This window comes from Microbacterium sp. bgisy207 (assembly GCF_965345035.1).
GTDB lineage: Bacteria > Actinomycetota > Actinomycetes > Actinomycetales > Microbacteriaceae > Microbacterium.
On sequence record NZ_CBDRMG010000017.1, the window covers coordinates 1 to 13,545 of the forward strand.

Here is a 13,545-nt window from a genome sequence, read left to right on the forward strand (position 1 = left end):
TCTAGGGAGCACGCGAGCGTGCGCTCATGATCGACGTTGCGCCAGATGTCGCGGTGGTTGGTGATCTCGAGCCCCGGCTCGGTGAGTATCGCGTAGCCGATGTGCGAGCTGCCGTTGCCGTAGGCCAGCAGGGGGAGCTCCTGCCGCGCGGCGCGATCGTTCACCTCCGTCAGGATGCGTCGAGCACCCGAATTGAGACGCTCGAACGCTGCCTCGTCCATCTGGGTCATGCACGCGTACCCCGCGGCGATCGAGAGCGGATGCGCGTGATGCGTCCCAGAGATGCTGACGGTGCCATCAGACAGCAGAGCCATGACGTCGGCGCGTCCGCCCACGGCACCCAGGGGCAGGCCGCCGCCGATCATCTTCCCCATGACGGTGAGGTCGGGAGTGACGGCGTACCGGCCCTGTACACCGGCGATGCCCCGCGCGCAGACTGATGGTCTCGTCGGCGATCAGAAGGATGCCGAGATCGCTCGTGATCTGCCGCAGGGCTGCAACGAAGTCCCGGTCGAGCGCGACAAGCCGACCGGAGCCGGACTGGAACTCGGAGATCAGGCACGCGATGTCGTCGGCGGACTCGGTGAGGAGTCGGCGCGTTGCGGACAGATCGTTCTGCGGCAGCAGGACCACATTGTCGACGTCGGACGCGGGGATTCCTGCGGAGTCGGCGACCGCTGAAGCTGCGGAGTCGCTGCCGACCGCATGCTCGGGCTCCGAGTGCGACGACACCATCAGTTGGTCGCTGAAGCCGTGATATCCCCCCTCGAACTTGGCGATCTTCGTACGCCCGGTGAACGCGCGCGCGAGCCGCACGGCGCTCATGCACGATTCGGTCGATGAACACGAGAACTGCACCTGCTCGATCGACGGGATGCGTTCGATGAGCAGCTCGGCCAGCGCTGCCTCACCGGCCCTGGGATTGCCGTGTGAGCTCGTGGAGCGTGCGCACCCGATCATGCTCAACACAGGGAGGCTCGCCGATCTGGGCGCGCATGAGGTGATGACCGCTGTTCCCGCGGAGCGTGGTTCTGCGCGCATTCGGGTCACGGTGGGGGTCGACATGTAGCCCCGGGGAGCTTACATGTCGAACAGGGAATATATGCGAGCCTTCACTTGAACCGGATGCAACCCATCCTCTGTGTGACAAATGTGACCGCTGGACATCGACGCGAATCGCGTGGTTGAGTGTGCCTCCGTGCGGCCGCTCGGCCGTCGATCCGCGACGAGTTCATTGGAGGGACATCGTGCGCAAGTTCATATTTCTCATCGCCAGAATCCTGGATGCGACAGAGAGGAGTGCCGGATGAGCGGCTCCGCACCTTCGTCATCCCCGCGTGCGCTCGCCGGCCGCGTCGTGGTTGTGACGGGCGGTGGGCAGGGTCTCGGCCGCGCATATGCGCGCGCCATCGCCGATGACGGCGGAGTTGCGGTGATCGCCGATGTCAACGAGCAGACGGGGCGGTCTGTCGAGCGAGAGATACATGAAGCAGGCGGGCAGGCGGTCTTCCACCCCCTCGACGTCGGTTCGCAGGAGAGCTGCCGGGCGTTGGGGTCGTTCGTGCTCGATCGGTTCGGTCGAGCGGACGGCCTCGTCAACAACGCCGCGGTCTTCTCGACCATCCGAATGAAGCCGTTCTGGGAGATATCGATCGAGGAATGGGATCGTCTCATGGCTATCAACCTGCGCGGACCCTGGCTGTTGACTGGCGCTATGCGGGACGCTCTTCGCGCCTCACCGTCGGCCTCGATCGTCAACGTTGCCTCCGATGCGGCCTGGCTCGGTCGGCCGGGGTATCTGCACTATGTCGCGAGTAAGGGCGGCGTCGCTGCGCTGAGCTATGCGATGTCGCACGAGCTCGGTTCGGACGGCATCCGAGTGAACACGATCTCGCCCGGTCCGACCTATACCGAAGTCGAGCGCGAGACGGTTTCTCCCGCGCAGAAGGAGGCGATGCTCGCTCGCCAGGCGCTGCCGCGCGAGGCGCACGCCGAGGACATGGTGGGCTCCGTGCTTTTCCTCCTTAGCGAGTCGAGTTCCTTTGTCACAGGCCAGACGCTGCACGTCAATGGAGGGATGCTCCATGTTTAGCGGTTGACAAAATCTGCCTAACAGAATTAGCCTCTTCGAATCAGCTACGCGCGTAGATATTGCAGCTACGCGCGTAGCCTCACCCCCACAGAGGATTTGTCGATGAGGATGTCCCCGCCCCCCAGCCCGTGCGCAGAGGTGCAGCGATGAGCTACGTCACTCGGGCGGACGTGGCGGCGCGGGCGGGGACATCCGTCGCAGTCGTGAGCTACGTCGTAAACGATGGGCCGAGAGCCGTCGCGCCCGCGACGCGACAGCGCGTGCTCCGTGCGATCGAGGAACTGGGCTATGTGCCCAATCGCAGCGCACAGGCCCTCGCAGGGTCTCGACCGTTTTCGTGCGGGCTTCTGCTGCCCGACATCTCGAACCCCTTCTTCGCCGCGCTTGCCCACGCGCTGCAGGACGAGGCGTTGGGACACGGCATCGCGCTGCTGCTCGGCGACTCCGCGGGTGACAAGGGCCGTGAGGAACGACTCCTCACCGCCTTTCTCGAGCAGCGAGTGCACGCTCTGATCGTGGCGGGCGTGGACGACGCGCCCCATCTCGAAGCCGCCGGCCGCTACGGTGTTCCGGTCGTGATGCTCGACCGCGTCACCGAAGCGCCGGGATTCTCGTCGGTCTGCATTGACAACGTCGCAGCCGCGCGGACCGGAACTGAGGTACTGATCGCCGCTGGATATGAGCGCATCGGCCACGTCGGCGGGCCTCATGATCTCGGGATCGCTGATCAGCGCCGTGCGGGATTCGTCGAAGCACTCGACGCCGGAGGTGGGCAGACCCGCCCCGAGTGGGACTTCGCGGCGGATTTCACCAAGGCCGGAGGCTACGGCGTCGGCCGCCGTATCGCGGCATCGACCAATCGCCCGGATGCGCTCTTCGTCGCGAGCGATCAGCAGGCCATCGGTCTTCTCGCGGCCTTCGCCGAGGAAGGCATACGGGTACCTGAGCACATCTCGGTCGTTTCGATGGACGGGACCGATGATGGCCGCTACACGGTTCCTCCGCTCACCTCCGTCGAACAGCCCGTTGACGAGATCGCTCGACAGACCCTCGAGATGCTCACGCACGGCCCGCGCGGTCAACCTCACCGCATCACGGTTGCTCACCGGGTCATAGAGGGCCGCTCGGTCAGGCCCGTGAGCGATGGCCCCGGCGGGGTCAGCTGACCGAGTATCACCATCCGAAACACCACTGCAAAGGAAACTGACATGAGAAGAACTGCGCGCTGGAGCGCCGTTGTCGTCGTCGCAGCCGTCGCGGCGCTGGTGACGTCCTGCTCCTCCGGGGTAGATGGCGGCTCCGGAGATGACGAGAACGTCACGATCACCTTCGTCCACATCTTCGGTGAGGGCTTCGACGACGCCATCGCCGCCTTCGAGGAGGCGAATCCGGGCATCACCGTCGAATCGGAATCCGTCCCGTTCGATCAGCTGATCTCTCAGACGCAGGCCCGCCTGGGCTCTGGCGACAGCTCGATCGACGTCATCGCGGTCGATCCCCCCCGGCTGCCGTCCATGGTCGACAACGGCTACCTCCTCGACGTCAGCGAGGACTTCGCCGACGCAGCCGTCACTCTCTCGGGACCCGGCATCCAGTCAGCCACCTGGGAGGGGGCACAGTACTCGTACCCGTTGTGGTCCTCGGACGGCTTCCTCCTCTACAACAAGGCGCTTCTGGAGTCTGCCGGCATCGCAGCCCCGTCGGGTGAGAACGATGCGCGGATGACGTGGGAGGAGGTGCTCGTAGATGCGCAGACGGCTCAGGACGCCGGTGCAGCGTACGGGCTCGGATTCGAACAGGTCGACCGGTATTACCAGCTGCAGCCGCTCATCGAATCGTTCGGCGCATCCAGTGGCCTGACCGGTGAAGGCAACCTCACTCCCGACGTGAATTCCGACGAGTGGAAGCAGTGGGGTCAGTGGTATCAAGACCTCCACACCACCGGCCTCGCACCCGTCGGTGTGGATGCAACGCAGATGCCAGAGATGTTCACCGGCGGTCAGGTCGCCTACTTCGTGGCATCCTCCACCCGGGTCCGGCAGTTCCAGGACTCACCAATCGCGGATGGGTGGGGTGTCGCACCGCTGCCGTACTTCGCAGGCGGAGAGGTCTACACCCCGACCGACAGCTGGGCGGTCGGCGTGAGCGCGTACAGCGAGCACCAGGACGCAGCCCGCGAGTTCGGTCGATTCCTCGCCATGTCGGTGGACGGTGGAAACCAGATCAGCCAGATCTACACCCTTCCCCCGGTCAACGAGGACGTCTATCCGGACTTCGTCGCGACCCTCGAAGGTGTAGCCCCGGAGCAGGCGCCGGTCATGGATGCCCTGTTCGTCGTGGACTCGCAGGATCACGCGCTGCACCGCCCATCGAGCATCGGATATGTCGAGTTCGAGACGATCATGAACAAGGCGTTCTCCGATATCCGCAACGGCGGTGACGTGAGCGGCATTCTCGACTCTGCGCAGCAGCAGCTCGAGTCCCAGCTCGCGCAGTACCGCTGAACCCGCGGGGCCAGCTCTTGACGAGCTGGCCCCGCTCACTTCAAGGAGCCTGGAATGTCCGCCGCACTCGACACTCACACACGTCACCGTGCGCGCCTACGCGCGCGCAGATCCGCCGCGACCGCCCTCGCGTTCCTGGCACCGGCAATCGTCGGCGTCGTGGTGCTCCGACTCTGGCCGGCGGCAGAGGCACTCCTCACCTCGTTCACCGACAGGCACGGCGACTTCACGTTCGGCACGTTCGAGAGACTATTCACCGATCCGACGTTCCTCGGCTCGCTGCGGGTCACTCTGCTGTTCTCGTTGATCATCAATCCGCTGCAGATCGCGCTCGCACTGTTCCTTGCAGTGCTCTTGACGCAGCGGGTTCCACTCGTCGGTCTCTGGCGCACACTCATCCTGTTGCCGGTGGCGATACCGCAGATCGTCTCTGCCATCATCTGGGGAGTGCTGTTCCGACCTGACGGTCCGTTCAACAGTGTCCTGGTGGCTCTGGGCCTTCCTGCGATTCCGTGGCTGACGAGCCCTGACATGGCGCTGTGGTCGATCATGATCATCTGCAGCTGGGTCGGGGTGGGCTACTGGATGACCTTCCTGGTCGCGGGCATCAAGGACATCCCGGAGTCTCTCTATGAAGCGGCGCAACTAGACGGCGCCGGCCCCTGGCAGCGGTTCACGAACATCACCCTGCCGGGGCTGCGTCGTCCACTGCTGTTCGTGCTCGTCGCCGACACCGTCGCCAACTTCCTCGTCTTCGCCCCGGTTCGCCAGCTCACGCGCGGCGGCCCGGAAGGATCCACGAACCTCATCATGAACACGATCTTCGAGCGCGCCTATCAGCTGGGAGACATGCCGGCAGCATCGGCCGGGACGATCGTCCTCGTGCTGATCGTCGTCGTGGTCGTCGGGATCCAGTTCCGCCTCCTGCCCGGAAAGGACTGACCATGTCCCTCGACGCATCCACGGCACGCGAGCGCCGCTACGGACGGTGGCTGCTCATCGCGGTGCTGCCCATCGTGCTGGTCTCACTCCTGCCGCTGTTCTACACGATCATCTCCTCGTTCCGTCCCGGCAGCGAGATCTTCCAGTTCCTGAGCCCGCTGTCGATAAACACGTTCTGGCCGCAGGAGATCACCCTCGACAATTACACGACCCTGCTCTCGGGTGACTTTCTGCGTGCGCTGCTGAACAGTGTGATCGTCACCAGCCTCACAGTGGTCCTTGGTCTGGCGGTCGCCTCGCTCGCTGCGTTCGGTCTGGCCGTCTTTGACTTCCCGTTCAAGAACACCCTGTTCGTCGTGCTCGTGCTGAGCTTCCTCATCCCCTTCGAGGCCGTCGCCATCCCGCTCTCGTCGATGTTCCGCGATTGGGGCCTCGCAAATACGTACGTCGGGCTGATCCTCCCTGGACTGGGGAACGGTCTCGCGATCTTCCTGCTCCGGCAGTTCTTCCTGGGTATCCCACCCTCTCTGGCGGAGGCCGCACGCATCGACGGTGCGTCATGGCTCCGCGTGTTCTGGACGATCTACCTGCCGCTGTCGCGGCCGTCGCTCGTGGGCGCGGGACTCATCCTCTTCGTGTTCCAGTGGCAGTCGTTCCTCTGGCCGCTCGTGATCGCGCCCAGTCCCGACATGAAGGTGTCGCCGATCGCGATCGCCGACCTCGCCGGCGAAGCGGAGATAGACTTCGGGGCCATGTTCGCCGGAGCGATTCTGACCGCTCTTCTCCCGCTCCTGATCCTGCTGGTGTTCCAGCGACAGTTCACGGCATCCCTCGCGTCCAGCGGGACGAAGGAGTGAGCGCCTCGATGAGACTGGTGATCGATGCGGACCCCGGGAACGGCGTTCCCTTCTCGGACGTCGATGACGGACTCGCCATCGCGCTCGCGCTCGCGCATCCTGCCATCACGCTAGAGGCGATCACGATCGTCGCGGGCAATACGGCGCGCGATGTGGGGTTCGCCGCCGCGGAGGCGCTCGTGGCGCGTGCGGGCACGGGAACTCCCGTCATCCCCGGTGCGTGCGGTCCCGGGGGGACCGCGGTCGACGCAGCGATCTGGCGCGATCGGCTGGATGCTCGACGGGATGCGCCTACGTGGCGTGAGCGGTACGGGGGTGACGAGCAGTTGCCGGACGCACATCCCGCCGGTGACGATACCGCGGCGGAGTACCTGTGCGACCTCGTATTCTCGGCGCCTGGAGAGATCACCATCGCGGCGATTGGTCCGCTCACGAACATCGCCGCGGCGATCCGTCGCGATCCGGGGTTCGCTCGCGGCGTCGCCCACATCGCGGTGATGGGAGGAGCGTTTCAGCACGACCGGATGCCGCAGGAGCTGAACTTCGGCTACGACCCAGACGCAGCGCATACCGTGCTCACGTCCGGCGCGAATGTGAGTCTCATCCCGTTCGACGTCACGGCGCGGACCCTGTTGACACACGAGCGGCTGTCTACCCTTGACGATCGGGATCCGTTCCAGGCTTATCTGAAGGCGACGACCGAACCGTGGCTGCGGTTCTCCGACGAACGCTTCGCGCTGGGCGGTTGCTTCCTCCACGATCCTCTGGTGGTGGCGGCGCTGATCGACCCGACGCTCGTACGCTGGTCGTCGGTCGTCGCGGACGTGGTGCTCGCCGACCCGATCGCGCGCGGACGCCCCGTGCGATGGGACCCGGACGGAGTCATCCTGGGCGGTGGTTCACTCGTGCTTCCGGATGTGCCAGCGATCAGGGTCGCCGAAGACGTGGATGCCGAGCGGTTCGCGACGATGCTGGTGGACGGCATCCGTGCGTTCAGGGTCGCATGAGGCCCGGGACGATGGACGCCGCGAGCCCCGATAGTCAGGAGCACACAATCGAGACCTCCCGGAGATCCGAGGTCGTCGTCGTCGGCTCGGCGAACACCGACTACGTCGTGTACGCCCATCGCCTACCTCGCCCCGGCGAAACCGTCCTCGGAGACGGGTTCGAGCGGCATGCGGGCGGCAAGGGACTGAATCAGGCGGTGGCCGCAGCGGGCATCGCTCGCACGGCTTTCGTAGGGACGATCGGGGACGACGCCGCCGGGGAGGAGTTGCGTTCGGCGCTGCGCGATGTCGGAGTGGACACGTCGCACCTGCGTGTCGGCACCGCTGCGACGGGGATCGCGGTGGTGCACGTGTCGGCAGACGCCGAGAACTCCATCACCGTGATCGCGGGCGCGAACGACGATGTCGACGGCGACCAGGTCTTCGCTGCGCTGGACGCGCTCACGCCTCGCGTCGTCGTCACGCAGCTCGAAACCCCCCTCGAGGTGGCGGTCGCCACGGCGAGGTGGGCCGAGAGCCGCGGGGCGCGATGGATGCTCAACCCCAGCCCGATCGACCGGCTCACCCGAGCTGCGCCCGATCATCCCCTCCGTGCGCTCGTGACGCGTGCGGACCCCCTCATCGTCAACGCAGGGGAGGCTCGAGCGATCTTGGACGCGGATGACCGGATGACCGCGGCGGACGCTGCGGTCGCGCTCTCCCGAACGGTCGCCTCGGTCGTCGTCACGGACGGCTCGCGCGGCTGCCACGCAGGGACCGTCGCCGAGATGACCGCAGTTGCTGCGGAGCGTGTCGCCGCCGTCGACACGACCGGTGCCGGCGACGCGTTCGCGGGAGTGCTCGCCGCGCGGCTGGCGACCGGTGCGACGCTCGCCGCCGCCGCCCGGGAGGCTTCTCACGCGGCAGCGCTGGTTGTTTCGGCGTCTCGCGGGGCGCGTCGCTGATCCTCGCAGGACGATACCGCTCCGGGAAGGCGTGAGGGGGCCGATTCGGCGGGCCGCACGGGGAATAGCGAAAAGAGGCACGATCCTCGCCCGCCGGCACGGTCAGCGCGGGTCAGCGTCAATCGCTGTCGGTGGCATGTGCGCGATGGGTCGCGCCGCGGCGCTGCTCCGCCTCGAGGCGCTCTGCCTCGTCACCTCCCACGGCTTCGCCACGCGCGACCAGACCCGCGACATCCGACAGGGGGATCTCTTTGAGGAAGAGGGAAAGGATGAACGCGAGCGCGATGAAGGGGATCAGGTACCAGAAGACCGGGGCGAGCGCGTCGGCGTAGGCCGTCACGACTCCCTCGCGGAGGGCATCGGGGAGAGTGTTGAGCACAGTCGGGTCGATCGTCGCGGTGGCCTGGCCGGCCTGGTCGGCAGTCGCTCCGGCGTCGGTGAACACAGTGGTGAGGTTCTCGGTGAGTCGAGTGGTGAACACGGTGCCGAAGATGGCGATGCCCAGCGCAGCGCCGACCTCTCGGAAGTAGTTGTTCGTGCTGGTGGCCGTCCCGATGTCGGATGCGGGCACCGCGTTCTGCACGACGAGTACGATGACCTGCATGATCAGTCCGAGCCCGGCGCCGAAGACGAACAGGTAGACGCCGATGAGCCAGATCGGTGTCGTGGCCGCGAGGGTCGTCATCGCGAGCATCGCGGCGCCCGTGATGAGGGTGCCGAGGATCGGGAAGATCTTGTAGCGACCGGTGCGCGTGATGAGCAATCCGGAGGCGATGGAGGTTCCCATGAGCCCGATCATCATGGGCAACATCAGCAGGCCGGATGCGGCAGCCGAGGTGCCGGAAGACATCTGCAGAAATGTCGGTACGAATCCGATCGCCGCGAACATCCCCAGACCCAGCGTCAGTCCGATCGCGGTCGCGTTGATGAAGATCGGTTTGCGGAACATCCCGAGAGGCATGATCGGGTCCTCGGCGCGCGACTCGGTGAACACGAACAGTGCGGCAGCCAGGAGGAAACCTGCACCCCACGCCCAGGTCGACCAGGAGTCCCAGCCGAACTCTGCCGAGCCGCCGAAGTCGGTGAAGAAGATGAGGCACGTCGTGGCAGCCGACAGGAACAGGACACCCGCCACGTCGATCCGTTTCGTGGCCTTCTTGTCGGGCAGGCGCAGCGCGACGATGGCGATGATCAGTGCGGCGATGCCGATCGGGATATTGATGTAGAACGCCCATTGCCAGCTGAGGTGATCGACGAAGAACCCGCCCAACAGGGGGCCGCCGACTGCCGCGAGACCGAAGATCGCGCCGAGCGGGCCGAGATACTTGCCGCGCTCGGATGCGGGCACGATATCGGCGATGATCGCCTGCGAGAGGATCATCAGCCCGCCGCCACCGAGTCCGTGGGCGGCCCGAAAGACGACGAAGGTCCAGAAGTCGCCGGCGAAAGCGCAGCCGATCGATGCGAGTGTGAAGATGGCGATGGCGACGATGAACAGCCGGCGCCGCCCCAGCACATCGCCGAACTTGCCGTAGATGGGCATGACGATCGTCGTCGCCAACAGGTACGCCGTCGTGATCCATACCTGGTGTGAGACACCGCCGAGCTCGCCCACGATCGTGGGCATGGCAGTGGACACGATGGTCTGGTCGAGTGAGGCGAGGAGCATTCCGGCGATGAGGGCGCCGAAGATGATCCAGATCCGCCGTTTGGTCAGCAGGAAGGGCCGGTCTCCCGCGGAGACGGTCTCGATGGGGGAGGTCATAGGTGTGTTCTTTCGGGGAGAGCCTGGGAAGAGACGAGGGTGTTTACGGCCGCCACCCGTCGCTCGAAGTGGTCGCGGAACGTGCTCTCGACGGGATCGGCGAGGAAGTCCGCGGCGGCGTCGCGGGAGAGTACACCGACAAGGGCAGCGGCGACCTGTGCCCGCAGATCGCCATCGGGGAGGCCCTCGCGTTGTTCGATCAGGCGAGCGTCGAACTCCTCCCCCCGTTTCATGAGATCGAGCATGCGGGCGAGCAGTCGTGGTTCGCGTTCGACGGCCGCCGACATGTCCTCGAAGGTGTCGGGAGCCAGGTCGAGCGCGCGCCACCGATGTTCGGCGAGTTCGGCGAGGTCCGCGAGCAGGGTGGGCGAGAGCTCGCCACCGCCGTGGCCGGAGGCGAGGAATCGAGCGATCGCCTCGGCATCCGAGCGCTCGATCGGGATGCCGAGGACCGCGTCGTCCTTCGACGCGAAGTAGTTGAAGAAGGTGCGGCGGGAGACGGCCGCTTCGCTGCACAGCTCTTCGAGGGTGAATCCCGCCAGTCCGCGTTCGGCGGTGAAGTGCCGTGCGACGCGGACGAGTCGCCGCGTCGTCTCGTCACGGCGACGTGTCCGCGACGAATCTGCACTATCGACCATGAGGTGCAGTTTTGCACGATTCATGGCTTAGTGCAATCGCGGCATGTCGCCCGCCGCCGAGGACCGGCGCCGGACGGTCAGCCGTCGATGGGAACGGGGACCGCTCCTGATCCGACGGGGACGAGGCGTGCGAGTTGCGTCACGTGCTTCGGCTCGAGCTCGGCCATGCTCGAGACGCCGAGCAGGCGCATCGTCCGTTCGATCTCGACCCGCAGGATCTCGATCGCCCGGTCCACGCCCTGTTGACCGCCGGCCATCAGCCCGTACAGGTAAGCGCGACCGATGAGGGTGAACTTCGCGCCGAGCGCGACGGATGCCACGATGTCCGCGCCGTTCATGATGCCCGTGTCGATCATGATCGTGGCATCCTTACCGACCTCACGCACCACGCTGGGTAGCAGGTGGAAGGGGATCGGTGCCCGGTCGAGCTGCCTGCCGCCGTGGTTGGACAGGATGATCCCGTCGACGCCGAGGTCGACCAGCCGCACGGAATCCTCGACGTTCTGCACCCCCTTGATGACGATCTTCCCGGGCCACAGGTCGCGGATGACGGCGAGATCGTCGTAGCCGATCGTCGGGTCCATCGCGGCATCCAGCAGCTCACCCACCGTGCCGCCGGTGGTCGAGAGCGAGGCGAACTCCAGCTTGGGTGTGGTGAGGAAGTCGTACCACCACCACGGCCGCGGAATGGCGTTGACGATCGTGCCGAGCGTGAGCTGCGGCGGGATCGAGAAGCCGTTGCGCTTGTCGCGCAGGCGTGCACCGGCGACGGGGGTGTCGACCGTGAACATGAGGGTGTCGAACCCGGCGGCGGCGGCCCGGCGGGCCAGGCCGTACGAGATTTCGCGATCGCGCATGACGTAGAGCTGGAACCAGTTGCGCCCGTGCGGGTTCGCGGCCTTCACGTCTTCGATCGAGGTCGTCCCCAGCGTCGAGAGCGTGAACGGGATGCCCGCGGTTCCCGCCGCCGAGGCCCCCGCGATCTCGCCCTCGGTCTGCATGAGCCGGGTGAATCCGGTCGGGGCGATGCCGAAGGGGAGTGCCGAGGGGCCGCCGAGGATCTCGACGGAGGTGTCGAGATCGGGCGCGGGGGTCAGGATGCCGGGGTGGAACTCGATGTCTTCGAACGCCTGCCGGGCCCGGGCCAGCGACAGCTCGCCCTCGGCCGCGCCGTCGGTGTAGTCGAACGCGGCCTTCGGGGTGCGGCGCTTGGCGATCGTGCGCAGGTCGGCGATCGTCAGCGCGGACTGGAGGCGCCGTTTGCGCCCGTCGAGCTCGGGGGCTTTGAACTTCATCAACTCGAAGATCTCGGCGGGGCGGGGAAGCTGACGCTGCACCATCATGGGGTCCTTCCGGTCATGGGGTCCGGCGGGTCGGAACCGGGTCGTAGCGCCGCGGCGGATGTGACCTGACCACACGGTAGCGCAGATCTTCGAGCTCTCCCGAGACCAGCCCGACGGCCCGGGCCTGGACGAGCACGTTCCCGAGCGCCGTCGCCTCCACGGGACCGGCCAGCACCGGGATGGCGGCACGGTCGGCGGTCCGCTGGCACAGCAGGCGGTTGAGGGAGCCGCCGCCGACGAGGTGAAGGGTCAGGATCCGGCGGCCCGTGAGCGCGGATGCCGTGTGGACGGCATCCGCGAAGGCGTGCGCGAGACTCTCGACGATGGCTCGCGTGAACGCGGCGCGCGTGGTCGGTACCGGCAGCGCGCGCTCCCGGTACCACTGCGCGATCCGCGCCGGCAGGTCACCGGGAGCGAGGAACCGGGGATCGTTCGCGTCGAAGACCTGGGCGGGCTCCGAGACCTCCGCTGCGTCGCCGAGAAGTGTCGCGAGGTCGATCGCCTCGCCGGTCTCCTTCTCCCACTGCCGCACGGATTCGCTCAGCAGCCACAGCCCCATGACGTTGTGGAGGAACCTGATGCGTCCGTCGACGCCGCGCTCGTTCGTGAAGTTCGCCTCGCGCGCGGCATCCGTCACGACCGGGCTCTCGAGCTCCAGACCGACGAGGCCCCACGTGCCGCACGAGATGTACGCCGACGTGTCCGGATCGCTCATGGGGACCGCGACGACGGCTGACGCGGTGTCGTGGGAGCCGACCGCGACGACCTCGGCCGTGACGCCGAGGTCCTCCGTCAGCATCGGGCGCAGCGGCCCGATGCGCTCACCGGGGTCGATCAGGGGCGAAAGGATCGCGGACGGGATGCCGAGATCGTCGCACAGGGCGCGATCCCACTGCCCGTCGTCGATGCGCACGAGGCCCGTCGTCGAGGCGTTCGTGTGCTCCGCGACGCGGCGGCCCGTGAGCTCGAATGCGAGCGCGTCGGGGATGAGCAGCGCGGCGTCGGCCAGGTCCAGCATCCCGGATGCCTGCTCGGCGGCGAGCTGATACAGGGTCGTGAACGGCAGGAACTGCAGCCCGTTGCGCCGGTAGAGGTCCGCGAACGTATGCCGCGCGTGCACAGCCTCGACACCCGCCACGGTGCGCTCGTCGCGGTAGTGGAACGGCTCGCTCAGCATCCGGTCGCCGCGCAGCAGGACATAGTCGACGGCCCACGAGTCGATCCCGATGCTCGCGAGCGCCGGCTCCCGGTGCGCGGCCTTCCGCAGGCCCTCGAGCGCATGGCGGTACAGGCCCGTGAGATCCCAGTGCAAGCCCGAGGCGAGGGGGACGGGGCCGTTCGGGAAGCGCGCGACCGGCTCGAGCGCGAGCGTGTCGGGACCGATCCGGCCGATCATGACCCGACCGCTCGTCGCCCCCAGATCGATCGCCGCGACGCTACCTGTCTCACTCAT

General features: G+C 66.7%; 12 protein-coding genes and 1 pseudogene. 7 read left to right on the plus strand and 6 right to left on the minus strand.

All coding sequences use genetic code 11. The features are described from left to right. Positions 1-374 (minus strand): annotated as a pseudogene (locus ACSGC5_RS13735) (hypothetical protein); the annotation flags it as partial. Beyond that, the gene (locus ACSGC5_RS13740; RefSeq protein ID WP_434971167.1) at positions 298-1,065 is read right to left on the minus strand and encodes an aminotransferase class III-fold pyridoxal phosphate-dependent enzyme; all 768 of its coding nucleotides are present in this window, start codon (positions 1,063-1,065) and stop codon (positions 298-300) included. The gene ACSGC5_RS13740 and the pseudogene ACSGC5_RS13735, both read right to left, overlap by 77 nt. 241 nt (positions 1,066-1,306) lie before the next feature. Between ACSGC5_RS13740 and ACSGC5_RS13745 the strand changes: the two genes are divergently transcribed. The 7 genes from ACSGC5_RS13745 to ACSGC5_RS13775 all read left to right on the plus strand — a co-directional run bounded on the left by ACSGC5_RS13745 (position 1,307) and on the right by ACSGC5_RS13775 (position 8,346). Next, the gene (locus ACSGC5_RS13745) at positions 1,307-2,092 is read left to right on the plus strand and encodes an SDR family NAD(P)-dependent oxidoreductase (RefSeq protein ID WP_434971168.1); all 786 of its coding nucleotides are present in this window, start codon (positions 1,307-1,309) and stop codon (positions 2,090-2,092) included. A gap of 146 nt (positions 2,093-2,238) precedes the next feature. Next, entirely contained in the window at positions 2,239-3,258 is a 1,020-nt protein-coding gene (locus ACSGC5_RS13750) for a LacI family DNA-binding transcriptional regulator (protein ID WP_434971169.1), read from the plus strand. Between the two features lie 42 nt (positions 3,259-3,300). Next, the gene (locus ACSGC5_RS13755) at positions 3,301-4,596 is read left to right on the plus strand and encodes an ABC transporter substrate-binding protein (RefSeq protein WP_434971170.1); all 1,296 of its coding nucleotides are present in this window, start codon (positions 3,301-3,303) and stop codon (positions 4,594-4,596) included. Positions 4,597-4,650: 54 nt separating this feature from the next. Continuing rightward, positions 4,651-5,538: a carbohydrate ABC transporter permease gene (locus tag ACSGC5_RS13760; RefSeq protein ID WP_434971171.1), complete on the plus strand. Its 888-nt coding sequence runs from the start codon at positions 4,651-4,653 to the stop codon at positions 5,536-5,538. Positions 5,539-5,540: 2 nt separating this feature from the next. Further along, on the plus strand, positions 5,541-6,395 hold the full coding sequence (locus ACSGC5_RS13765; RefSeq protein ID WP_434971172.1) for a carbohydrate ABC transporter permease: 855 nt from the start codon (positions 5,541-5,543) through the stop codon (positions 6,393-6,395). Positions 6,396-6,403: 8 nt separating this feature from the next. Beyond that, on the plus strand, positions 6,404-7,402 hold the full coding sequence (locus tag ACSGC5_RS13770) for a nucleoside hydrolase (protein WP_434971173.1): 999 nt from the start codon (positions 6,404-6,406) through the stop codon (positions 7,400-7,402). A gap of 11 nt (positions 7,403-7,413) precedes the next feature. Continuing rightward, positions 7,414-8,346 (plus strand): ribokinase, encoded by a 933-nt coding sequence (locus tag ACSGC5_RS13775; RefSeq protein WP_434971174.1) that lies wholly within the window; start codon positions 7,414-7,416, stop codon positions 8,344-8,346. Positions 8,347-8,464: 118 nt separating this feature from the next. On the opposite strand, the gene ACSGC5_RS13780 is transcribed toward ACSGC5_RS13775, so the two are convergent. The 4 genes from ACSGC5_RS13780 to ACSGC5_RS13795 form a co-directional block, all read right to left on the minus strand. After that, positions 8,465-10,111: an MDR family MFS transporter gene (locus tag ACSGC5_RS13780; protein WP_434971175.1), complete on the minus strand. Its 1,647-nt coding sequence runs from the start codon at positions 10,109-10,111 to the stop codon at positions 8,465-8,467. Continuing rightward, positions 10,108-10,749 (minus strand): TetR/AcrR family transcriptional regulator, encoded by a 642-nt coding sequence (locus ACSGC5_RS13785; protein ID WP_434971176.1) that lies wholly within the window; start codon positions 10,747-10,749, stop codon positions 10,108-10,110. The genes ACSGC5_RS13780 and ACSGC5_RS13785 overlap by 4 nt, the downstream gene beginning before the upstream one ends. Before the next feature lie 77 nt (positions 10,750-10,826). Then, the gene (locus ACSGC5_RS13790; protein ID WP_434971211.1) at positions 10,827-12,089 is read right to left on the minus strand and encodes an alpha-hydroxy acid oxidase; all 1,263 of its coding nucleotides are present in this window, start codon (positions 12,087-12,089) and stop codon (positions 10,827-10,829) included. A 16-nt stretch (positions 12,090-12,105) separates the two neighbouring features. Continuing rightward, positions 12,106-13,545, minus strand: a complete 1,440-nt coding sequence (locus tag ACSGC5_RS13795) for a rhamnulokinase (protein WP_434971177.1) — start codon at positions 13,543-13,545, stop codon at positions 12,106-12,108.